Here is a 19,889-nt window from a genome sequence, read left to right as displayed (position 1 = left end):
TCTCAGTGCTCGCCGGCGGGCCCACCGATGGGGTTTTCCTTGCGGCCACCCTCGTCGCGGCTGGCGGTCGCCGAGCCGGAGGAACCGGAACCGCCGCCCTGCCAGTCGCGCGGCTCGCGCGGCACGCGGCCGGCCATGATGTCGTCGATCTGGTCAGCATCGATGGTTTCGTACTTCATCAGCGCGTCGGCCATCATGTCCAGCTTGTCGCGGTTCTCTTCCAGCAGGCGCTTGGCGGTGCCGTAGCAGTCGTCGATGATGCGCCGCACTTCCTGGTCGATCAGCTTGGCGGTCTCGCCCGAGACGTTGGCGTGCTGGCTGCCGGCGCTGCGGCCGAGGAACACCTCGCCCTCCTCTTCGGCGTACATCAGCGGGCCGAGCTTCTCGGACAGGCCCCACTTGGTGACCATGTTCCGCGCCAGCTGGGTGGCACGCATGATGTCGTTGGAGGCGCCGGTGGTGACGCCTTCGAAGCCGAGGGTCATCTCTTCCGCGATACGGCCGCCGAACAGCGAGCAGATCTGGCTTTCCAGGGCGCGCTTGGACAGGCTGTAGCGATCCTCCTCGGGGAGGAACATGGTCACGCCCAGGGCGCGGCCGCGAGGGATGATGGAAACCTTGTAGACCGGGTCGTGCTCCGGCACCAGGCGGCCGACGATGGCGTGGCCGGCCTCGTGGAAGGCGGTGTTCTTCTTCTCCTTCTCGGACATGACCATGGTCTTGCGCTCGGCGCCCATCATGATCTTGTCCTTGGCCAGCTCGAACTCACGCATGTCGACGATGCGCTTGTTGGCGCGGGCGGCGAACAGCGAGGCCTCGTTGACCAGGTTGGCCAGGTCGGCGCCGGAGAAGCCCGGGGTACCGCGGGCGATCACCGCCGCGTCGACGTTGTCGCCCAGCGGGACCTTGCGCATGTGCACCTTGAGGATCTGCTCGCGGCCGCGGATGTCCGGCAGGCCGACCACCACCTGGCGGTCGAAGCGGCCCGGGCGCAGCAGCGCCGGGTCGAGCACGTCCGGACGGTTGGTCGCGGCGATGACGATGATGCCGTCGTTCATCTCGAAGCCGTCCATCTCCACCAGCAGCTGGTTGAGGGTCTGCTCGCGCTCGTCATGACCGCCGCCCAGGCCGGCGCCACGATGGCGGCCGACGGCGTCGATCTCGTCGATGAAGATGATGCACGGGGCGTGTTTCTTGGCCTGGTCGAACATGTCGCGCACGCGGGAGGCGCCCACGCCGACGAACATCTCGACGAAGTCGGAACCGGAGATGGTGAAGAACGGCACCTTGGCTTCGCCGGCGATGGCCTTGGCCAGCAGGGTCTTGCCGGTACCGGGCGGGCCGACCATCAGCACGCCGCGCGGGATGCGGCCGCCCAGGCGCTGGAACTTGCCCGGGTCGCGGAGGAACTCGACCAGCTCGCTGACCTCTTCCTTGGCCTCGTCGCAGCCGGCGACGTCAGCGAAGGTGGTCTTGACCTGGTCCTCGGACAGCAGGCGCGCCTTGCTCTTGCCGAAGCTCATCGGGCCGCCGCGGCCACCGCCGCCGCCCTGCATCTGGCGCATGAAGAACATGAACACGGCAATGATCACCAGGATCGGGAAGCTGGCGACCAGCAGTTGCGTCCAGATGCTCTGCTGCTCGGGCTGCTTGCCCTCGATGACCACGTTGTTGTTGACCAGGTCGCCGATCAGGCCGTTGTCCTGGATCGCCGGACGGACGGTCTTGAAGGTATCCCCGTCCTGGCGCTTGCCAGTGATCACGTAGCCGTCGACGGTAACCCGCTCGACCTTGCCTTCCTTCACCTGTTGGATGAAGTCCGAGTAGTTGAGCGTCTGCGGCTCGCTCGGACTGGAGAAGTTGTTCATCACGGTGACCAGCACCGCCGCGATGATCAACCACAGGATCAGGTTCTTTGCCATGTCGTTCAATTGATTACCCTCTGAAGCCGGCTCCGCCCTGGAAACCGCTTCACACGACGGCCAGACTCCTGCCGGCCAAATTACTACACAACCCCTAGCGACGTAGGAGGCGTCTGTAACCCTTTATGAACCCCGGCGCGAGCCGGGACAAGCCCTACTTGCGTGCAGTGGACGGACAGACGGCCCATTCGTCGCAGTCTAGGCCCCGCGGAAGCCCCGCGCGAGCAGATATTGCTCGCGGGAGCGGTCGCGGGAGGACAGCGGCTTGCGCATCTGTACCTTCTCGAAATTCTCGCGGACCGTCTTCAGGTAGGTGTCGAAGCCCTCGCCCTGGAAGATCTTGATCAGGAAATCGCCGCCCGGTCGCAACACCCGGGTGCACAGGTCCAGCGCCAGCTCGCAGAGGAACATCGCACGGGGCATGTCCACGGCGGGCAGTCCACTCATATTGGGGGCCATATCGGAAATCACAAGGTCTACCGGATTTTCTCCGATGGCCGCGAGCAACTGGGCGAAGACCGCGTCCTCGGTGAAGTCGCCCTGGATGAAGGTGACGTCCGGGATGCTGTCCATCGGCAGGATGTCCGAGGCGATCAGCGTGCCCTTGTCGCCGATCACCCGGCTGGTGACCTGCGACCAGCCGCCCGGCGCGGCGCCGAGGTCGACCACGGTCATGCCCGGGCACAGGATGCGATCCTTCTCCTGGATTTCCAGCAGCTTGTAGCTGGCGCGCGAGCGGTAGCCGTCGCGTTGCGCCATCTTCACGTACGGATCGTCGAAATGTTCTTTCAGCCAGCGATGGCTAGTCTTGGAACGGGCCACTTGTTACCTCGTCTGAGCGGGCACCCGGTAGAACCTAAACTCGGGTAAGATATCCGCCTTTTTTCCCAGGGGTCTGATTATGGCGCTCACTCAGGAGCAGAAGAAACAGTTCAAATCTATCGGCCACCACCTGAAGCCTGTATTGATCGTTGCCGAAAACGGTCTCACCGAAGGCGTCATGGCCGAGCTGGAGCGTGCGCTCAACGATCACGAACTGATCAAGGTGCAGTTCCGCATCACCGAGCGCGACGATCGCCGCGCGCTGATCGACGAGCTGTGCAGCAACGGCAGCTGCGAGCTGATCCAGACCATCGGCAAGATGGCCCTGGTCTATCGCCGCAACCCCAAGCCGAACCGCAACCTGTCGAACGTCAGCCGCTACAGCGGCCTGTGACAGCGCAGGCCGGGCGCCACGGCGCGCCTGGCCAGGTTCCCGCGCCGGCGCTCAGCGCGCCGCGTCCCGCCCCGGCACCGGCTGCAGCACCAGCAGCACGCCGCACAGGGCCAGCACCAGGTAGTTGAACAGCAGCCAGCGCTGGGCATCCGGCGCCAGTTGGTTCACCACCAGGTAGCTCGCCACCATCGCCAGCACCGTCAGCAGCAATTGCCCGCGCATCTCGCGCCAGAGGCTCGACAGCCCCTGCGCAGTCACCAGCACCAATACCTGGAGCAGCGCGCAGAAGCCGGCGAACCCCACCAGCAACGGCGTCAGGGCGTCGGCCACCGACTGCACCAGCAGCGGCGCCAGGCCAACCTTCTGCAGCGCCGGCAGGACCACGAAACGCAACAGCCAGAGGCCGCCGACCCAGAAGGTCTGGGCCAGCAACCAACTGGCTGCGGCGGCTTTCAGCGGACGCGACTCAGGCGTGGCGGACTTCAACGATCTCGTACTCGACGTCGCCGCCCGGGGTCTTCACCAGCACGGCGTCGCCCTCGGTCTTGCCGATCAGCGCGCGGGCGATCGGCGAGTTGACCGAGATCTTGCGCGCCTTGATGTCGGCCTCGTCGTCGCCGACGATCTGGTAGGTCACGGTCTCGTCGGTCTCGACGTTGGCGATGTCCACGGTGGTGCCGAAGATCACCTTGCCGGTGTGGGGGATGGTGGTGACGTCGATGATCTGCGCGTTGGACAGCTTGGCCTCGATGTCGCGGATGCGCGCCTCGGACATGCCCTGCTGCTCGCGGGCGGCATGGTACTCGGCGTTTTCCTTGAGGTCGCCCAGCTCACGCGCTTCGGCGATGGCCTGGGTGATCTGCGGGCGCAGAACGGTCTTCAAGTGTTTCAGTTCTTCTTCCAGGGCGCGGGCGCCCTGGACGGTCATCGGGAATTTGCTCATGCGTTGATTCCTGCATGCAGGTCCTGCAGCCGACGAACGGTCTTCTCGGGACCGAACTTGAGCGCCTCGCAGATCGCCTGCCCCGCCGCGATGGTGGTGGTGCAGTAGATCTTGTGCTGCAGGGCGTTACGACGGATCGAATAGGAATCGGCGATCGACTGGCGGCCTTCGGTGGTGTTGATGATCAGGGTGACTTCGTCGTTCTTGATCATGTCGACCACGTGGGGGCGGCCCTCGGTCACCTTGTTCACGCGACGCACCGGCAGGCCGGCCGCCTCGATCACCTTGGCGGTACCGGCGGTGGCGACCACCTCGAAGCCCAGCGCGACCAGGTCACGGGCGACCTGCACGGCCTGTGGCTTGTCGTCCTCGCGGACGCTGATGAAGGCGCAACCGGCGTTCGGCAGGATCTCGCTGGCGCCCAGCTGGGCCTTGGCGAAAGCCTCGCCGAAGCTGTCGCCCACGCCCATGACCTCGCCGGTGGATTTCATTTCCGGGCCGAGGATGGGGTCGACGCCAGGGAACTTGGCGAACGGGAACACCGCTTCCTTGACGCTATAGTACGGCGGGATCACCTCTTCGGTGAAGCCGACTTCGGCGAGGCTCTTGCCGGCCATGACGCGCGCCGCGATCTTGGCCAGGGATTCGCCGATGCACTTGGAGACGAAGGGCACGGTACGCGAGGCGCGCGGGTTCACCTCGATGACGTAGATGTCCTCGCCCTGCACGGCCATCTGCACGTTCATCAGGCCGACGACGCCCAGCTCCAAGGCCATCTTCTTGACCTGTTCGCGGATCTCGTCCTGGATGTGCCTGGGCAGCGAGTACGGCGGCAGCGAGCACGCGGAGTCGCCGGAGTGCACGCCGGCCTGCTCGATGTGCTGCATGATGGCGCCGATCACCACGGTCTCGCCGTCGCAGACCGCGTCGATGTCCACCTCGATGGCGCAGTTGAGGAAGCGGTCGAGCAGCACCGGGCTGTCGTTGGAAACCTTCACCGCCTCGCGCATGTAGCGCTTGAGCTCTTCTTCCTGGTAGACGATTTCCATCGCCCGGCCGCCCAGTACGTAGGACGGGCGCACCACCATCGGGTAGCCGATGTTCTTCGACAGGCTCAGGGCCTCGTCTTCGCTGCGCGCGGTGGCGTTGGCCGGCTGGCGCAGGTTCAGGCGCTGGACCATCTGCTGGAAGCGCTCGCGGTCCTCGGCGCGGTCGATGGCGTCGGGGCTGGTGCCGATGATCGGCACGCCGGCCTCTTCCAGGGCGCGACAGAGTTTCAGCGGGGTCTGGCCGCCATACTGGACGATCACGCCCTTGGGCTGCTCGACGCGGACGATCTCCAGCACGTCTTCCAGGGTCACCGGCTCGAAGTACAGGCGGTCGGAAGTGTCGTAGTCGGTGGAGACGGTCTCCGGGTTGCAGTTGACCATGATGGTCTCGTAGCCGTCTTCGCGCATCGCCAGCGCCGCGTGCACGCAGCAGTAGTCGAACTCGATGCCCTGGCCGATGCGGTTCGGACCGCCGCCGAGGATCATGATCTTGTCGCGGCCGGACGGGTTGGCCTCGCACTCTTCCTCGTAGGTCGAGTACATGTAGGCGGTGTCGGTGGCGAACTCGGCGGCGCAGGTGTCCACGCGCTTGTACACCGGCACGACCTTCAGCTTGTGGCGGTGGCTGCGCAGGTTCTTCTCGGTCACGCCCAGCAGCTTGGCCAGGCGCGCGTCGGAGAAGCCCTTGCGCTTGAGCTTGCGCATCAGGTCGGCGTCGATGCCGGACAGGCCGAGGGTCTTGACCTTCTCTTCTTCCTTGATCAGGTCCTCGATCTGCACCAGGAACCATTCGTCGATCTTGGTCAGGGCGAAGACTTCTTCGATGCTCTTGCCGGCGCGGAAGGCATCGGCCACGTACCAGATGCGCTCGGCGCCCGGCACGGTCAGCTCGCGGCGCAGGATGCCCTCGGCTTCCGGGTCGGCCAGGTCGAGCTTCGGATCGAAGCCGGCGACGCCCACTTCCAGGCCGCGCAGGGCTTTCTGCACCGACTCCTGGAAGGTACGGCCGATGGCCATGACCTCGCCCACGGACTTCATCTGGGTGGTCAGGCGGGCGTCGGCCTTGGGGAATTTCTCGAAGGCGAAGCGCGGCACCTTGGTCACGACGTAGTCGATGGCCGGCTCGAAGGACGCCGGGGTGCGGCCGCCGGTGATGTCGTTCTGCAGTTCGTCGAGGGTGTAGCCGACGGCCAGCTTGGCGGCGATCTTGGCGATCGGGAAGCCGGTGGCCTTGGAGGCCAGGGCCGAGGAGCGCGACACCCGCGGGTTCATCTCGATCACGACCATGCGCCCGGTGTCCGGGCAGATGCCGAACTGCACGTTGGAACCGCCGGTTTCCACGCCGATCTCGCGCAGCACCGCCAGGGAGGCGTTGCGCATGATCTGGTATTCCTTGTCGGTCAGGGTCTGCGCCGGGGCCACGGTGATGGAGTCACCGGTGTGCACGCCCATGGGGTCGAAGTTCTCGATGGAGCAGACGATGATGCAGTTGTCCTTCTTGTCGCGGACAACCTCCATCTCGTATTCCTTCCAGCCGATCAGCGATTCGTCGATCAGCAGCTCGTTGGTCGGCGACAGGTCCAGGCCGCGGGCGCAGATCTCTTCGAACTCCTCGCGGTTGTAGGCGATGCCGCCGCCGGTGCCGCCCATGGTGAAGGACGGACGGATGATGCAGGGGAAGCCGACCTGCTCCAGCACGCCGTAGGCTTCTTCCATGCTGTGGGCGATGCCCGAGCGCGGGCAGGCCAGGCCGATGGCCTTCATGGCCTTGTCGAAGCGCGAGCGGTCCTCGGCCTTGTCGATGGTGTCGGCGTTGGCGCCGATCATCTCGACGCCGAACTTCTCCAGCACGCCGTGGCGCTCCAGGTCCAGCGCGCAGTTCAGCGCGGTCTGGCCGCCCATGGTCGGCAGCAGCGCGTCGGGGCGCTCCTTCTCGATGATCTTGGCCACGGTCTGCCACTTGATCGGCTCGATGTAGGTGGCGTCGGCCATGGCCGGGTCGGTCATGATGGTGGCCGGGTTGGAGTTCACCAGGATGACGCGGAAGCCTTCTTCCTTCAGGGCCTTGCAGGCCTGGGCGCCGGAGTAGTCGAATTCGCAGGCCTGGCCGATGACGATGGGGCCGGCACCGAGGATCAGGATGCTCTTGATGTCTGTACGCTTGGGCATGGGACTCTCGTTGCAATATTCAGGAAAGGGTTGCGCTGGCCAGCTTCACGCCGAAACCGACGAACAGGGCGCCGACGCCGCTCGAGGCGCCGGCCGCCAGTCGTTGCCGGCGGCGGAACCAGGCCGCCAGGCGCACACCGGAAAAGATCAGGAAGCTGAGGTAGAGGGCGCTGATGACCTCGAGGATCGTGCCCAGCACCAGGAACGACACGCCGGGGTAGGCATAGCCCGGGTCGACGAACTGGATGAAGAAGGACACGAAGAAGAGGATCGCCTTGGGGTTCGACAGGCTCAGCAGCAGCGCCTTGCGGAACGGCTGGGCGACGTCCACTTCCTTCGCCGGGGCGGCCTGTTCCAGCGGCTGGCGCAGCTTCTGCAAGCCGCCGCGGAGCATGCCCAGGCCCAGGTAGAACAGGTAGGCGGCGCCGGCGTACTTCAGGCCGAGGAACAGCACCGGCTCGGCCTTGAGCAGCGAGGCGATGCCCAGGGCCGAGAGCAGCATCAGGATGGCATCGCCCAGGAACACCGCGCTGGCCGCCCGGTAGCCGGCGCCGACGCCACGCTGGGCGGCGGTGGCCAGCACGAACAGCGAGTTCGGGCCCGGCAGCAGGACGATGAACAGCGTACCCAGGACGTAGGTCCACAGGTCGGTGATTCCCAGGGTCGGCATCATCTTCGCTTACCTCTTCGCAGCTCTCAGCGACGCTCGGCCATGGCCGAGATGAAACGGTCGAACAGCGGCGCCACGTCGTGCGGGCCGGGGCTGGCTTCCGGGTGGCCCTGGAAGCTGAAGGCCACCTTGTCGGTGCGCTCGATGCCCTGCAGGGTGCCGTCGAACAGCGACTTGTGGGTGGCGCGCAGGTTGCCCGGCAGGGTTTCCTCGTCCACCGCGAAGCCGTGGTTCTGGCTGGTGATCATCACCACGCCGGTATCCAGGTCCTGCACCGGGTGGTTGGCGCCATGGTGGCCGTGGCCCATCTTCATGGTCTTGGCGCCCGACGCCAGGGCCAGCAGTTGGTGGCCGAGGCAGATGCCGAAGACCGGAATCTCGGTGTCGAGGAACTCGCGGATGGCCTGGATGGCGTAGTCGCACGGCTCGGGGTCGCCGGGGCCGTTGGAGAGGAAGATGCCGTCCGGGTTCAGCGCCAGCACTTCGCTGGCCGGGGTCTGCGCCGGCACCACGGTCAGGCGGCAGCCGCGGGCCACCAGCATGCGCAGGATGTTCAGCTTGACGCCGAAGTCGTAGGCGACCACGTGGTAGGGCAGCTCGGCGGCGGGGATTTCCGGGTGGCTGTCGGTTTCCAGGTTCCACACGCTGGAGCGCCACTCGTAGCGCTCGGTGGAGGACACCACCTTGGCCAGGTCCATGCCCTTCAGGCCCGGGAAGGAACGCGCCAGTTCCAGCGCCTTCTCTTCGGTGGCGTCGTCGCCGGCGAGGATGCAGCCGTTCTGCGAGCCCTTCTCGCGCAGGATGCGCGTCAGGCGGCGGGTGTCGATACCGGCGATGGCGACGGTGCCGTTTTCCTTCAGGTAGTCGGGCAGCGACTGCTTGTTGCGCCAGCTGCTGGCCAGCAGCGGCAGGTCGCGGATGATCAGGCCGGCGGCCCAGACGCGGTTGGCTTCGGCGTCTTCCGGGGTGGTCCCGGTGTTGCCGATGTGCGGGTAGGTCAGGGTGACGATCTGTTGGGCATAGGAAGGATCGGTAAGGATTTCCTGGTAGCCGGTCATGGCGGTGTTGAACACCACCTCGCCGACGGTCTGGCCGTCGGCACCGATGGCTTCACCGCGAAAAATGCTGCCGTCGGCAAGTGCAAGTATGGCTGGCTTAGTCAAGAAGACCTCCCGTGAATCAAGCCTGGCTGGGCGTGCGCAGGTTGTAAAAAAGCGGGATGACATCAGAAGAGGTCATCCCGCTTTTTATATGGTTCATGCTGCGCTGCTTTTAGTGGACACACTAAATCTGTAGTTTACAGAAACGCGACATAATGGTCCACCTTTTGCACGACGCGTGGCGCTACCGCTGGGTCATTTTTGCCCCGTCATGCCGACGCGCGGCAGGCGCTCAGCGCAGCCCGAGCACGTCCTGCATGTCGTACAGGCCGCTGCCCTGCCCTTCCAGCCACAGCGCCGCACGCACCGCGCCACGAGCGAAGGTCATGCGGCTGGAGGCCTTGTGGGTGATCTCCACGCGCTCGCCCTCGGCGGCGAACAGCACGGTGTGGTCGCCGACCACGTCACCGGCGCGCACGGTGGCGAAGCCGATGGTCTCGCGCTCGCGGGCGCCGGTCTGACCCTCGCGACCGTAGACCGCCACCTTCTCCAGATCACGCCCCAGGGCATTGGCCACCACTTCGCCCATGCGCAAGGCAGTGCCGGACGGCGCGTCGACCTTGTGCCGGTGGTGGGCCTCGATGATCTCGATGTCCACTTCGTCGCCCAGCACGCGGGCGGCGGTGTCCAGCAGCTTCAGGCAGAGGTTGACGCCGACGCTGTAGTTGGCGGCGAAGACGATCGGGATGTCCTTGGCGGCCTCGGCCAGCAGGGCCTTCTCTTCCACGGAGAAACCGGTGGTGCCGATGACCATGGCCTTGCCGGCCTTGCGGCAGACTTCCAGGTTTTTCAGGGTCACGGTGGGATGGGTGAAGTCGATCAGCACGTCGAACTCGTCGACCACCTTCGCCAGATCGCCCGACAGCGGCACGCCGATGCGCCCCAGGCCGGCCAGTTCACCGGCGTCGGCACCCACCAGGGTGCTGTCCGGGCGGTCGATGGCGGCGGTCAGGCCGGCGCTGCCGTTGGTCTGCTGCACCGCCTCGATCAGGTTCTTGCCCATGCGCCCGGCGGCGCCCATTACGGCTATACGTCGCATAACAGAAAGCTCCAAGCTGGAAGCCAGAAGCCGGAAGCCCGAGCCGGCCCGCTTCAAGCCTCCAGCTTCGAGCTTCCAGCCCATCACTTATAAATCGTCGAAGAAGCGCTTCATGCCTTCGAACCAGCCACTGGCGCGGGGCGAGTGGGAGGTGTCGCCCTGCAGGCTGCTGCGGAACTCCTCGAGCAGTTCGCGCTGGCGCTTGTCCAGGTTCACCGGGGTCTCGACCACCACGCGACACATCAAGTCGCCGGCGCCACCGCCGCGCACCGGGGCCACGCCCTTGCCGCGCAGGCGGAACAGCTTGCCGGTCTGGGTGCCTTCCGGGATCTTCAGCTTCACCCGGCCATCCAGCGTCGGCACTTCCAGCTCACCGCCCAGGGCGGCGTCGGCGAAGCTGATCGGCACTTCGCAGTACAGGTGCTTGCCGTCGCGCTGGAAGATGTCGTGCTCGCGCACGTTGACCACCACGTAGAGGTCGCCCGCCGGGCCGCCATGGGCCCCGGCCTCGCCCTCGCCGGTGAGGCGGATGCGGTCGCCGGTGTCGACGCCGGCCGGCACCTTGACCGACAGCGTCTTCTGCTCTTCCACGCGGCCCTGGCCATGGCAGGTGCCACAGGGGTCGCTGATCATCTTGCCGCTGCCATGGCAGCGCGGGCAGGTCTGCTGCACCGAGAAGAAGCCCTGCTGCATGCGCACCTGGCCGATGCCGCCGCAGGTGGTGCAGGTGACCGGCGAGGTGCCGGGCTTGGCGCCGCTGCCGCTGCAGGTCTTGCAGCCGACCAGGGTCGGCACGCGGATGGTCACGGTGGTGCCGCGGACCGCGTCTTCCAGGTCCAGGTCCAGGGTGTAGCGCAGGTCGGCGCCGCGCTGCGGGCCGCCGCGGCCGCCACGGCCACCGCCGCCGCCACCGAAGAAGTCGCTGAAGACGTCGCCGAAGATGTCCGAGAAGCTCGCGCCGCCGAAGCCGGCGCCACCGCCGCCCATCTGCGGGTCGACGCCGGCGTGGCCGTACTGGTCGTAGGCCGCGCGCCTGCTGGCGTCGGACAGGATCTCGTACGCCTCGTTGGCCTCCTTGAATTTATCCTCGGCTTCCTTGTCGCCGGGATTGCGGTCCGGGTGGTACTTCATGGCCAGCCGGCGGTAGGCCTTCTTCAGGTCCGACTCGCTGGCGCCACGCTCGACACCCAGTACCTCGTAGAAATCACGTTTGGCCATAAATTCTTTGCACCTTGAAAACCTCTCCCCCAGACACGCCGACGCGGGAGCAAGCCCCCGCGTGACGTTTCATGCGCACCGACACGCTGGTCGGTGCGCCGGAGCGCAAGCTTGCACGAGGCTTACTTGTTCTCCTTGACCTCTTCGAACTCGGCGTCGACCACGTCGTCGCCGGCCTTGTGGTCAGCATCGCCGGACTGGGCTTCGGCGCCCGGCTGCGGTTGCTCGGCGTACATCTTCTGCGCCAGCGGGGTGGACGCCTGGGACAGCGCGTTCATCTTCGCTTCGATCTCGGCCTTGTCGTCGCCCTTCACGGCGGCTTCCAGGTCGGCCAGCGCCTTCTCGATGGCAGCCTTCTCCTCGGCGGTGGCCTTGTCGCCAGCCTCGGTGACCATCTTGCGAGTCGCGTGGACCAGCGCATCGCCCTGGTTGCGGGCGGCGGCCAGTTCCTCGAACTTGCGGTCTTCCTCGGCGTTGGCCTCGGCATCGCGCACCATCTGCTGGATCTCGTCCTCGGACAGGCCCGAAGAGGCCTTGATCACGATGGACTGCTGCTTGCCGGTGGCCTTGTCCTTGGCGGACACGTGCAGGATGCCGTTGGCGTCGATGTCGAAGGTCACTTCGATCTGCGGCACGCCGCGCGGCGCCGGCGGGATGTCGGCCAGGTCGAACTTGCCCAGCGACTTGTTCTGCGCGGCCTGCTTGCGCTCGCCCTGCAGCACGTGGATGGTCACGGCGCCCTGGTTGTCGTCGGCGGTGGAGAACACCTGCGACTTCTTGGTCGGGATGGTGGTGTTCTTGTCGATCAGCGCGGTCATCACGCCACCCAGGGTCTCGATGCCCAGGGTCAGCGGGGTGACGTCGAGCAGCAGCACGTCCTTGACGTCGCCGGCCAGCACGGCGCCCTGGATGGCGGCACCCATGGCCACGGCTTCGTCCGGGTTGACGTCCTTGCGCGCTTCCTTGCCGAAGAACTCGGCGACGGTCTTCTGCACCAGCGGCATGCGGGTCTGACCGCCGACGAGGATCACTTCGTCGATCTTCGACACGTCCAGGCCGGCGTCCTTCAGGGCCACGCGGCAGGGCTCGATGGTGCGCTGCACCAGGTCTTCCACCAGGGACTCCAGCTTGGCGCGGGACACCTTGACGTTCAGGTGTTTCGGGCCGCTGGCGTCAGCGGTGATGTACGGCAGGTTGACGTCGGTCTGCTGGGTCGAGGACAGCTCGATCTTGGCCTTCTCGGCAGCCTCTTTCAGGCGCTGCATGGCCAGCGGGTCGCCCTTGAGGTCCATGCCGGTCTCTTTCTTGAACTCGTCGACGAGGTAGTCGATCAGGCGCAGGTCGAAGTCTTCGCCACCGAGGAAGGTGTCGCCGTTGGTGGCCAGCACTTCGAACTGGTGCTCGCCGTCGACTTCGGCGATCTCGATCACCGAGACGTCGAAGGTACCGCCGCCCAGGTCGTAGACGATGATGGTGTGGTCGCCCTTGGCCTTGTCCAGGCCGTAGGCCAGCGCAGCCGCGGTCGGCTCGTTGATGATGCGCTTGACGTCCAGGCCGGCGATGCGGCCGGCGTCCTTGGTGGCCTGGCGCTGGCTGTCGTTGAAGTAGGCCGGCACGGTGATGACCGCTTCGGTGACCGGCTCGCCCAGGTAGTCCTCGGCGGTCTTCTTCATCTTCTTCAGGACTTCGGCGGAAACCTGCGGCGGGGCCATCTTCTGGCCCTTGGCTTCGACCCAGGCGTCGCCGTTGTCAGCCTTGACGATGCTGTACGGCACCATCTTGATGTCTTTCTGCACGACGTCTTCTTCGAAGCGACGGCCGATCAGGCGCTTCACCGCGTACAGGGTGTTCTTCGGGTTGGTGACCGCCTGGCGCTTGGCCGGCTGGCCGACCAGGATCTCGCCATCGTTGGCGTAGCCGATGATCGACGGGGTGGTGCGAGCGCCTTCGGCGTTCTCGATCACCTTGACGCTGCCGTTTTCCAGGATGGAGACGCAGGAGTTGGTGGTCCCCAGGTCGATACCAATGATTTTGCCCATATTCACTCTCCAGAAATTAGATTCCGTGCTGATCCCGCTGCGGACCTTGTGCTCGGTTGATTACCCAGATGGGGACCGGGTGGCGGATTTCAAGCCTTCTCGTCGATCGAAGGCGGGGTTTGCTCGGGCGCCTTGCTGACCACGACCATGGCCGGGCGCAGCAGGCGACCGTTGAGCAGGTAGCCCTTCTGGAACACCTTGACCACGCTGCCGGGCTCCAGGTGCACGCTCTCCTCCATCGCCATCGCCTGGTGGTGCTCGGGGTTGAACGGCTCGCCGTGGGGGTCGACCGGCTCCAGGTTGTAGCGCTTGAGGGTGTCGTGGAACATCTTGAGGGTCAGCTCGATGCCTTCGCGCATCGGCTTGATCGCCTCGTCGTCCGGGCTGGACATCTCCAGCGCGCGCTCCAGGGTGTCGACCACCGGCAGCAGGTCGCCGGAGAATTTCTCCAGGGCGAACTTGTGCGCCTTCTCGATATCCTGCTCGGCGCGGCGACGCACGTTCTGCAGCTCGGCGGCGACGCGCAGGCTCTGGTCCTTGGCCGCGGCCAGCTGTTCCTCGAGGTCCAGCACGCGGGCGTTCAGGTCGTCGCCGGCAACCTGTTCCGGCTGCTCGTTCAGGTGCGAATCCTGAGTCTGTTGCTCGTCAGACATGCCACTCTCCTAAAAAAGAAAAAGCCTTTGAAAACAAAGCGAACCCAATGGCTCGCGGCTCTGCCGGCTATATGGGGGCCATTTGCGCCGGTTCAAGGGGCGGGCGATGAATTGCCAGCGGCAAAAAATACTGTATAAATAAACAGACCTTTTCACCGGAGCCGCCTCCATGCTGGTTCATCTCTCCGTGCACAACTACGCCATCGTCGAGCACCTCGATCTCGAGCTCGCCGCCGGCATGACCGTGATCACCGGCGAGACCGGCGCCGGCAAGTCGATCATGCTCGACGCCCTCGGCCTGGCCCTGGGCGACCGCGCCGACAGCGGCGTGGTGCGCCCCGGCGCGGACAAGGCCGACATCCTCGCCAGCTTCGACGTCGGCGCCATCGCCGAGGCCCGCGACTGGCTGGCCGAGCGCGACCTGGAGCAGGACGGCCCGTGCATCCTGCGCCGGGTGATCACCGCCGAGGGCCGCTCGCGGGGCTACATCAACGGCACGCCCTGCACCCTGGGCGACCTCAAGGCCCTGGGCGAACTGCTGATCGACATCCACAGCCAGCACGAGCACCAGTCGCTGCTCAAGGCCGACACCCACCGCCGCCTGCTCGACGAATACGCCGGCAGCCAGGACCTGGCGCGCCAGGTGCAACTGGCCGCGCAGCGCTGGAAGCAGACGCGCCAGGAACTCGACCGCCTGTCGCGCAGCAGCGACGAACAGCGCGCCCGCCACCAGTTGCTCAGCTACCAGTTGGACGAACTGGAGAACCTGGCCCTGGGCGAGAACGAACTGGAGGCGCTGGAAGCCGAGCACAAGACACTGAGCAACGCCGGCGCGCTGCTCGGCGCCTGCCGCCAGGTGGTGGACATGTGCAGCGAAAGCGACGCCGGCAACGTGCTGTCGGTGCTGACCGCCAGCCTCAACCGCCTGACCGCCTTCCAGAGCCAGCCCGCGGCGCTGGCCGAGGCGGTCAACCTGTTGTCCAGCGCGCAGATCCAGGTAGAGGAAGCGGTGGGCGAGCTGAACCGCTTCGTCGACAACTTCGACGCCGACCCCAGCCGCCTGCAGCTACTGGAAGAGCGCATGGACGCCATCTACAGCCTGGCCCGCAAGCACCGCGTGCAGCCCCACGACCTGCAAGCCCTGCAACAGCGCCTGCTGGAGGAACTGGAAGCGCTGAACGCCGACGACGAAGCCGCGGAACGCCTGGGCGAGGAACTGGCCGCCTACGAGCGCCATTACCAGGAAAAAGCCGCGGAACTCAGCGCCCTGCGCCGCCAGGCCGCCCCGCAGCTGGCCACCCTGGTGGAAACGGAAATGCAGCGCCTGGGCATGCCTGGCGGGCGCTTCGCCATCGAACTGAGCGACGCCCCCGCCGACGAGCCCCAGGCCAACGGCCTGGAACAGCTGGAATTCCTGGTCAGCGCCAACCCCGGGCAGCCGCTCAAGGGCCTGGCGCGGGTAGCCTCCGGCGGCGAACTGTCGCGCATCAGCCTGGCCATCCAGGTGATCACCGCGCAAACCTCGCGCACGCCCACCCTGGTCTTCGACGAAGTGGACGTCGGCATCGGCGGCCCCACCGCGGAAGTGGTCGGCCAACTGCTGCGCCGCCTGGGCGAAGGCGGCCAGGTGCTGACCGTCACCCACCTGCCGCAGGTCGCGGCCCAGGGCCACCAGCACCTGTTCGTGCACAAGGAACGCGGCAGCAGCGAAACCCGCACCGCGGTGGCCAACCTGAAGAAGGCCGAACGCATAGAAGAGATCGCCCGCATGCTCGGCGGCGTGGACATGACCAAGGAATCCCTGGCCCACGCCCGCAAGATGGTGGACCGGGCGCTGCAGGGCTGAACGATCGCGAACAAAGCCCTACGAACACGGCGGCTTCTCGTAGGAGCAGGCCCTGCCTGCGATTCGCGCGCAGGGCGCGCTCCTACAAGGGCACGGCGCATGGGCAACCTGTAGGAGCGGATCTCATCCGCGAATCGCGCCGAGACCTCCGACTATCGCGGACAAGGTCCGCTCCTACCGCATGAGCGAGCATGGCTTTTCGTAGGACGGTGTTGAGCGAAGCGATACCCATCACCGCAACCGCATGGGTTTCGCAAGCTCAACCCATCCTACGAAAAGCGCCTCGGCGCAGACAGTTGCGCCTACGCGCCAATCTCACCTGAAATTCCCCTGAAAATGAAAACGGCGGCCCCAGGGCCGCCGTTTTCCGTTCGTTGCAAGGCTACTTATTTCTTCTTGCGCACGTACAGGACCAGGTTGTGGTCCACCAGCTCGAAGCCGCGCTCCTTGACGATTTCCTTCTGGCGCTTCTCGATCTCGCTGTCCATGAACTCGATGACCTCGCCAGTATCCACGCAGACCATGTGGTCGTGGTGGCCGCTGTCGGCCAGCTCGAACACGGCATGGCCGCCGTCGAAGTTGTGGCGCACCACCAGGCCGGCTGCCTCGAACTGGGTCAACACGCGGTACACGGTGGCCAGGCCGACATCCTCGCCAGCCTCCATCAGCGCCTTGTAGACGTCCTCGGCGCTCATGTGGCGTTGCTCGGCGGAATCGAGCATCTGCAGGATCTTGACGCGCGGCAGGGTGACTTTCAGGCCGGCCTTGCGCAGTTCGCTATTTTCAACCATGTGTGCTTTCTCGGCGCGGAATGCTTCGCAGCATCCTTCAATGCGGGTATGATCGGGGTTTCGTCGCCCAGCCAAGATAGTGGAAGTCACCCCCCGATGCAAAACACCAAGCTCATGCTGACCAGTCTCGCATTCGCAATGGGACTAGCCGCACTCGCCGGTTGTTCGTTCCCGGGGGTCTACAAGATCGACATCCAGCAAGGCAACGTCGTAACACAAGACATGATAGACCAACTGAAGCCGGGAATGACCCGTCGGCAGGTGCGTTTCATCATGGGCAACCCGCTGATCGTGGATACCTTCCACCCCGACCGCTGGGACTACCTGTACAGCATCCAGCCCGGCGGCGGCCAGCGCCAGCAGGAGCGCGTCAGCCTGATGTTCAACGGCAACGACCAACTGATCGGCCTGAACGGCGACTTCCGCCCGGGCGTCAGCCGCGACGAGGCCATCCTCGGCAAGGAATCCACCCCCGCCTCGCCCGAGCAGCCGCAACAGCAGAAGCCGGAGCAGCCCAAGGAAGAGCCGGCCAAGCCGGGCTCGGTGGAAGAACAGCTGCAGCGCGAAGTCGACGAGGCCAAGCCGGTCGCCGTGCCCACCCCGGAACCGCTGGAAACCAATCCGCAGTAATCGGCACATCCATGAAAAAAGCCCGGCATCGACCGGGCTTTTTTCATGTCCGCGTGTTTCGCTCAGCCCTTGCTGGCCTTGGCGCGGGCGGCACGCTGCTTGCGCACTTCCTTGGGGTCGGCGATCAGCGGCCGGTAGATTTCCACCCGCTCGCCCTCCTCCAGCACCCGGCCGTCCGGGTCGGCGACCGCCTTGCCGAAGATGCCCAGCGGGCTGTCGAGCACGTCCAGTTCGGGGAACTGCGCAGCGATGCCGGACAACCTCACCGCCTCGCGCACCCGCGTGCCGTAGGGCACGCTCAGGCGCAGCAGGCGCTGGCGCTCGGGCAGCGCGCAGACCACCTCGATGACGATGCTGCGCTCATCAGCCATACAACTGCTTGGCACGCTGGCAGAAGGCGTCGACCATGGTGTTGGCCGCCTGGGTGAACAGCGGCCCGAGGGTCGCCTTGACCAGGGCGCCGGCGTAATCGAAGGTCAGGTCCAGGGTGATCTTGCAGGCCTTGTCGCCCAGGGCCTTGAAGGTCCACACGCCGTGCAGCTCGGAGAACGGGCCGTCCTCGAGGTTCATCTCGATGCTCTGCCCGGGCACCAGCACGTTGCGCGTGCTGAAGCGCTGCGACAGGTTGCCCTTGGCCACGCTGAGCTCGGCGCGCATCGCCGTTTCGCTTTCCTCCAGCACCTTGCTCGCCGAGCACCAGGGCAGGAACTCCGGGTAGCGCGCCACATCGTTGACCAGGTCGTACAGCGCCTTCGCGGGATAGGGCAGCAGGGCCGAACGCTGGATATGCGTGCTCATAGGGGTCTCGCTTCTTCAGTGGCGGACGCCGGCGAACCGGCCTCCAACGGTACGAAAAACAGCGCGCATTCTCCGAGATTAGCCACCCACCCTCAAGCGCGCATCCCGCCGCACCCGGAATTGGTCGTCCCCGATGGCGGCGCGACGAGCGACTCCCTATAATGCGCGGCCTATGGCTAAACAGAAGAAACACCCCCAGGGGACCATCGCGCAGAACAAGAAGGCTCTGCACGACTACTTCATCGAGCAACGCTTCGAGGCGGGCATCGCCCTGGCCGGCTGGGAGGTCAAGAGCCTGCGCGCCGGCAAGGCCCAGTTGGTCGACAGCTACGTCCTGCTCAAGGACGGCGAGGCCTGGCTGCTGGGCAGCCACATCACCCCGCTGACCACTGCCAGCACCCACGTGATCGCCGACCCGGTGCGCACGCGCAAGCTGCTGCTGCACAAGCGCGAGCTGGGCAAGCTGTTCGGCGCGGTGCAGCAGAAGGGCTACGCCTGCGTGGCGCTGTCGATGTACTGGAAGAAGCACCTGATCAAGTGCGAGATCGCGCTGGCCAAGGGCAAGAAGGAATACGACAAGCGCGACACCGAGAAGGAACGCGATTCCAATCGCGAGATCCAGCGCGCCATGCGGCACGGCAAGGACGACTGACGCCAGGCTTTTCGTAGGATGGGTGGAGCGGAGCGATACCCATCACCACGACCGCATGGGTTTCGCCAAGGCTCAACCCATCCTACGAAGCTGACGCCAGCCCCCGCTTTTCGTAGGAGCGAGCTTGCTCGCTCCTATTACAGGTTCCTGCCGTCAAACCCCCAACCTGCGCTGCGCCCGCTCCAGGCGCCGCACTTCGTCCTGTGCCTCCTCCAGCACTTCCCGCACATAGGAAATGTGCCGGTGGGAAATCTCCCGCGCCTCTTCCGCCCGGCCCTGCATGATCGCGTCGTACAGCTCGCGGTGCTGGCTCATCAGTTGCTCGCGGGTTTCCGTGCGCTGGGCGTACATGCCGCCGATGTTGGTCACCACGTTGTGCTTGAGCAGGTCGAACAGGCCGCGGATGGTGTGCAGCAGCACGGTGTTGTGGCTGGCCTCGGCGATGGCCAGGTGGAAGCTGGCGTCGGCCGCCCCCTCCTCCTCGCTGACCTTGTCGTTGCGCTGATAGCAGGCCTGCAGCGTCTCGAAGGCGCTGGTCAGGCGCTGGTGGTCCACCTCGGTGGCGCGCAGCGCGGCGTAGTAGGCGCAGGAGCCTTCCAGGGTGTGGCGGAACTCCAGCAGGTCGCGCTGCGCCTCGGGGTTGCTCTCCAGCAGGTGCAGCAACGGGTCGCTGAAGGTCGAGCCCAGGGACTGCGCGACATAGTTGCCGCCGCCCTGGCGGCTGACCAGCAGCCCCTTGGCCACCAGCTTCTGGATCGCCTCGCGCAGCGATGGCCGCGACACGCCGAACTGCTCCGCCAGCACGCGCTCGGCCGGCAGGCGTTCGCCCGCCTTGAGCGTGCCCTCGAGGATCATCGCCTCGAGGCGCTCGACGATATCGTCCGACAAGCGGCGCTGCCGTACCTGATTGAAAGCCATCTTTTCCCCACCTCTCGGCCCGCCTGGCGGAAGGCCCCGTTTCGCAGGGGCGGCAGCCTAACCAGCGGCACCCGACACAACAAGTCCGACGATCGCCGGGATCGCCCGGTCCGACAAAAGTTGTAGCGCCGCAAATTGACAGCCTACAGGGATGCTTTTACTCTGAGCGCTCGCTT

19 protein-coding genes are annotated in these 19,889 nt (G+C 65.8%); 4 read left to right on the top strand and 15 right to left on the bottom strand.

The features are described 5' to 3' along the window. Positions 1–2 precede the first annotated feature (2 nt). Both ftsH and rlmE read right to left on the bottom strand, forming a co-directional pair. Positions 3–1,922 carry an ATP-dependent zinc metalloprotease FtsH gene (gene ftsH / locus FG99_RS09540; protein ID WP_024128095.1) on the bottom strand — a complete coding sequence of 640 codons (1,920 nt, stop codon included), beginning with the start codon at positions 1,920–1,922 and terminating at the stop codon, positions 3–5. Positions 1,923–2,120: 198 nt separating this feature from the next. After that, positions 2,121–2,744, bottom strand: a complete 624-nt coding sequence (gene rlmE, locus FG99_RS09535) for a 23S rRNA (uridine(2552)-2'-O)-methyltransferase RlmE (protein ID WP_043269005.1) — start codon at positions 2,742–2,744, stop codon at positions 2,121–2,123. Positions 2,745–2,823: 79 nt separating this feature from the next. Between rlmE and FG99_RS09530 the strand changes: the two genes are divergently transcribed. Continuing rightward, positions 2,824–3,138, top strand: a complete 315-nt coding sequence (locus tag FG99_RS09530; protein WP_043269003.1) for a YhbY family RNA-binding protein — start codon at positions 2,824–2,826, stop codon at positions 3,136–3,138. Between the two features lie 51 nt (positions 3,139–3,189). On the opposite strand, the gene FG99_RS09525 is transcribed toward FG99_RS09530, so the two are convergent. From FG99_RS09525 to grpE, 9 genes are all read right to left on the bottom strand, one after another. Further along, on the bottom strand, positions 3,190–3,594 hold the full coding sequence (locus FG99_RS09525; protein ID WP_024128096.1) for a hypothetical protein: 405 nt from the start codon (positions 3,592–3,594) through the stop codon (positions 3,190–3,192). Between the two features lie 10 nt (positions 3,595–3,604). Further along, positions 3,605–4,081 carry a transcription elongation factor GreA gene (gene greA, locus FG99_RS09520; RefSeq protein ID WP_009613057.1) on the bottom strand — a complete coding sequence of 159 codons (477 nt, stop codon included), beginning with the start codon at positions 4,079–4,081 and terminating at the stop codon, positions 3,605–3,607. Further along, on the bottom strand, positions 4,078–7,299 hold the full coding sequence (carB, locus tag FG99_RS09515; protein ID WP_009613059.1) for a carbamoyl-phosphate synthase large subunit: 3,222 nt from the start codon (positions 7,297–7,299) through the stop codon (positions 4,078–4,080). Before carB ends, greA begins: the two co-directional genes overlap by 4 nt. Before the next feature lie 19 nt (positions 7,300–7,318). Further along, positions 7,319–7,969 carry a leucine efflux protein LeuE gene (gene leuE / locus FG99_RS09510; RefSeq protein WP_099049140.1) on the bottom strand — a complete coding sequence of 217 codons (651 nt, stop codon included), beginning with the start codon at positions 7,967–7,969 and terminating at the stop codon, positions 7,319–7,321. A gap of 26 nt (positions 7,970–7,995) precedes the next feature. Next, positions 7,996–9,132, bottom strand: a complete 1,137-nt coding sequence (carA, locus tag FG99_RS09505; protein WP_043269001.1) for a glutamine-hydrolyzing carbamoyl-phosphate synthase small subunit — start codon at positions 9,130–9,132, stop codon at positions 7,996–7,998. Positions 9,133–9,361: 229 nt separating this feature from the next. Next, positions 9,362–10,168 carry a 4-hydroxy-tetrahydrodipicolinate reductase gene (gene dapB / locus FG99_RS09500; RefSeq protein ID WP_009613065.1) on the bottom strand — a complete coding sequence of 269 codons (807 nt, stop codon included), beginning with the start codon at positions 10,166–10,168 and terminating at the stop codon, positions 9,362–9,364. Between the two features lie 87 nt (positions 10,169–10,255). Then, positions 10,256–11,386, bottom strand: a complete 1,131-nt coding sequence (gene dnaJ / locus FG99_RS09495) for a molecular chaperone DnaJ (RefSeq protein WP_009613066.1) — start codon at positions 11,384–11,386, stop codon at positions 10,256–10,258. A 122-nt stretch (positions 11,387–11,508) separates the two neighbouring features. Next, positions 11,509–13,425 carry a molecular chaperone DnaK gene (gene dnaK / locus FG99_RS09490; protein ID WP_009613067.1) on the bottom strand — a complete coding sequence of 639 codons (1,917 nt, stop codon included), beginning with the start codon at positions 13,423–13,425 and terminating at the stop codon, positions 11,509–11,511. Positions 13,426–13,514: 89 nt separating this feature from the next. Next, the gene (gene grpE, locus FG99_RS09485) at positions 13,515–14,078 is read right to left on the bottom strand and encodes a nucleotide exchange factor GrpE (protein ID WP_009613068.1); all 564 of its coding nucleotides are present in this window, start codon (positions 14,076–14,078) and stop codon (positions 13,515–13,517) included. A gap of 169 nt (positions 14,079–14,247) precedes the next feature. Here grpE and recN point away from each other — a divergent pair, with 169 nt between their 5' ends. Then, positions 14,248–15,924, top strand: a complete 1,677-nt coding sequence (gene recN, locus FG99_RS09480) for a DNA repair protein RecN (protein ID WP_043268999.1) — start codon at positions 14,248–14,250, stop codon at positions 15,922–15,924. 386 nt (positions 15,925–16,310) lie between these two features. Here the strand turns inward: recN and fur are convergent, their stop codons facing one another. Continuing rightward, positions 16,311–16,715: a ferric iron uptake transcriptional regulator gene (gene fur / locus FG99_RS09475; protein ID WP_009613072.1), complete on the bottom strand. Its 405-nt coding sequence runs from the start codon at positions 16,713–16,715 to the stop codon at positions 16,311–16,313. 96 nt (positions 16,716–16,811) lie between these two features. Here fur and FG99_RS09470 point away from each other — a divergent pair, with 96 nt between their 5' ends. Then, a complete protein-coding gene (locus FG99_RS09470) occupies positions 16,812–17,345 on the top strand; it encodes an outer membrane protein assembly factor BamE (RefSeq protein WP_043268997.1) in 534 nt (177 codons plus the stop codon). Between the two features lie 62 nt (positions 17,346–17,407). On the opposite strand, the gene FG99_RS09465 is transcribed toward FG99_RS09470, so the two are convergent. Next, positions 17,408–17,716, bottom strand: a complete 309-nt coding sequence (locus FG99_RS09465) for an RnfH family protein (RefSeq protein ID WP_043268994.1) — start codon at positions 17,714–17,716, stop codon at positions 17,408–17,410. Further along, positions 17,709–18,143: a type II toxin-antitoxin system RatA family toxin gene (locus FG99_RS09460; RefSeq protein WP_043268992.1), complete on the bottom strand. Its 435-nt coding sequence runs from the start codon at positions 18,141–18,143 to the stop codon at positions 17,709–17,711. The genes FG99_RS09465 and FG99_RS09460 overlap by 8 nt, the downstream gene beginning before the upstream one ends. Positions 18,144–18,315: 172 nt before the next feature. Here FG99_RS09460 and smpB point away from each other — a divergent pair, with 172 nt between their 5' ends. Further along, positions 18,316–18,795, top strand: coding sequence for an SsrA-binding protein SmpB (smpB, locus tag FG99_RS09455; RefSeq protein WP_043268990.1), 480 nt, complete (start codon positions 18,316–18,318; stop codon positions 18,793–18,795). A 153-nt stretch (positions 18,796–18,948) separates the two neighbouring features. On the opposite strand, the gene FG99_RS09450 is transcribed toward smpB, so the two are convergent. Further along, on the bottom strand, positions 18,949–19,713 hold the full coding sequence (locus tag FG99_RS09450; RefSeq protein WP_009613080.1) for an FCD domain-containing protein: 765 nt from the start codon (positions 19,711–19,713) through the stop codon (positions 18,949–18,951). Positions 19,714–19,889 lie beyond the last annotated feature (176 nt).

Source organism: Pseudomonas sp. AAC, from assembly GCF_000725445.1.
Classification (GTDB): Bacteria; Pseudomonadota; Gammaproteobacteria; order Pseudomonadales; family Pseudomonadaceae; genus Pseudomonas; species Pseudomonas citronellolis.
Note: the sequence above shows the minus strand (reverse complement) of the source record. Positions and strands in the feature narration are given on the sequence as shown.

Coding starts and splice junctions, on each gene's coding strand:
- ftsH (WP_024128095.1), bottom strand. CDS start 1,922: ATGGCAAAGAACCTGATCCTGTGGTTGATCATCGCGGCGGTGCTGGTC.
- FG99_RS09530 (WP_043269003.1), top strand. CDS start 2,824: ATGGCGCTCACTCAGGAGCAGAAGAAACAGTTCAAATCTATCGGCCAC.
- greA (WP_009613057.1), bottom strand. CDS start 4,081: ATGAGCAAATTCCCGATGACCGTCCAGGGCGCCCGCGCCCTGGAAGAA.
- carB (WP_009613059.1), bottom strand. CDS start 7,299: ATGCCCAAGCGTACAGACATCAAGAGCATCCTGATCCTCGGTGCCGGC.
- leuE (WP_099049140.1), bottom strand. CDS start 7,969: ATGCCGACCCTGGGAATCACCGACCTGTGGACCTACGTCCTGGGTACG.
- dapB (WP_009613065.1), bottom strand. CDS start 10,168: ATGCGACGTATAGCCGTAATGGGCGCCGCCGGGCGCATGGGCAAGAAC.
- dnaJ (WP_009613066.1), bottom strand. CDS start 11,386: ATGGCCAAACGTGATTTCTACGAGGTACTGGGTGTCGAGCGTGGCGCC.
- dnaK (WP_009613067.1), bottom strand. CDS start 13,425: ATGGGCAAAATCATTGGTATCGACCTGGGGACCACCAACTCCTGCGTC.
- grpE (WP_009613068.1), bottom strand. CDS start 14,078: ATGTCTGACGAGCAACAGACTCAGGATTCGCACCTGAACGAGCAGCCG.
- recN (WP_043268999.1), top strand. CDS start 14,248: ATGCTGGTTCATCTCTCCGTGCACAACTACGCCATCGTCGAGCACCTC.
- fur (WP_009613072.1), bottom strand. CDS start 16,715: ATGGTTGAAAATAGCGAACTGCGCAAGGCCGGCCTGAAAGTCACCCTG.
- FG99_RS09470 (WP_043268997.1), top strand. CDS start 16,812: ATGCAAAACACCAAGCTCATGCTGACCAGTCTCGCATTCGCAATGGGA.
- FG99_RS09465 (WP_043268994.1), bottom strand. CDS start 17,716: ATGGCTGATGAGCGCAGCATCGTCATCGAGGTGGTCTGCGCGCTGCCC.
- FG99_RS09460 (WP_043268992.1), bottom strand. CDS start 18,143: ATGAGCACGCATATCCAGCGTTCGGCCCTGCTGCCCTATCCCGCGAAG.
- smpB (WP_043268990.1), top strand. CDS start 18,316: ATGGCTAAACAGAAGAAACACCCCCAGGGGACCATCGCGCAGAACAAG.
- FG99_RS09450 (WP_009613080.1), bottom strand. CDS start 19,713: ATGGCTTTCAATCAGGTACGGCAGCGCCGCTTGTCGGACGATATCGTC.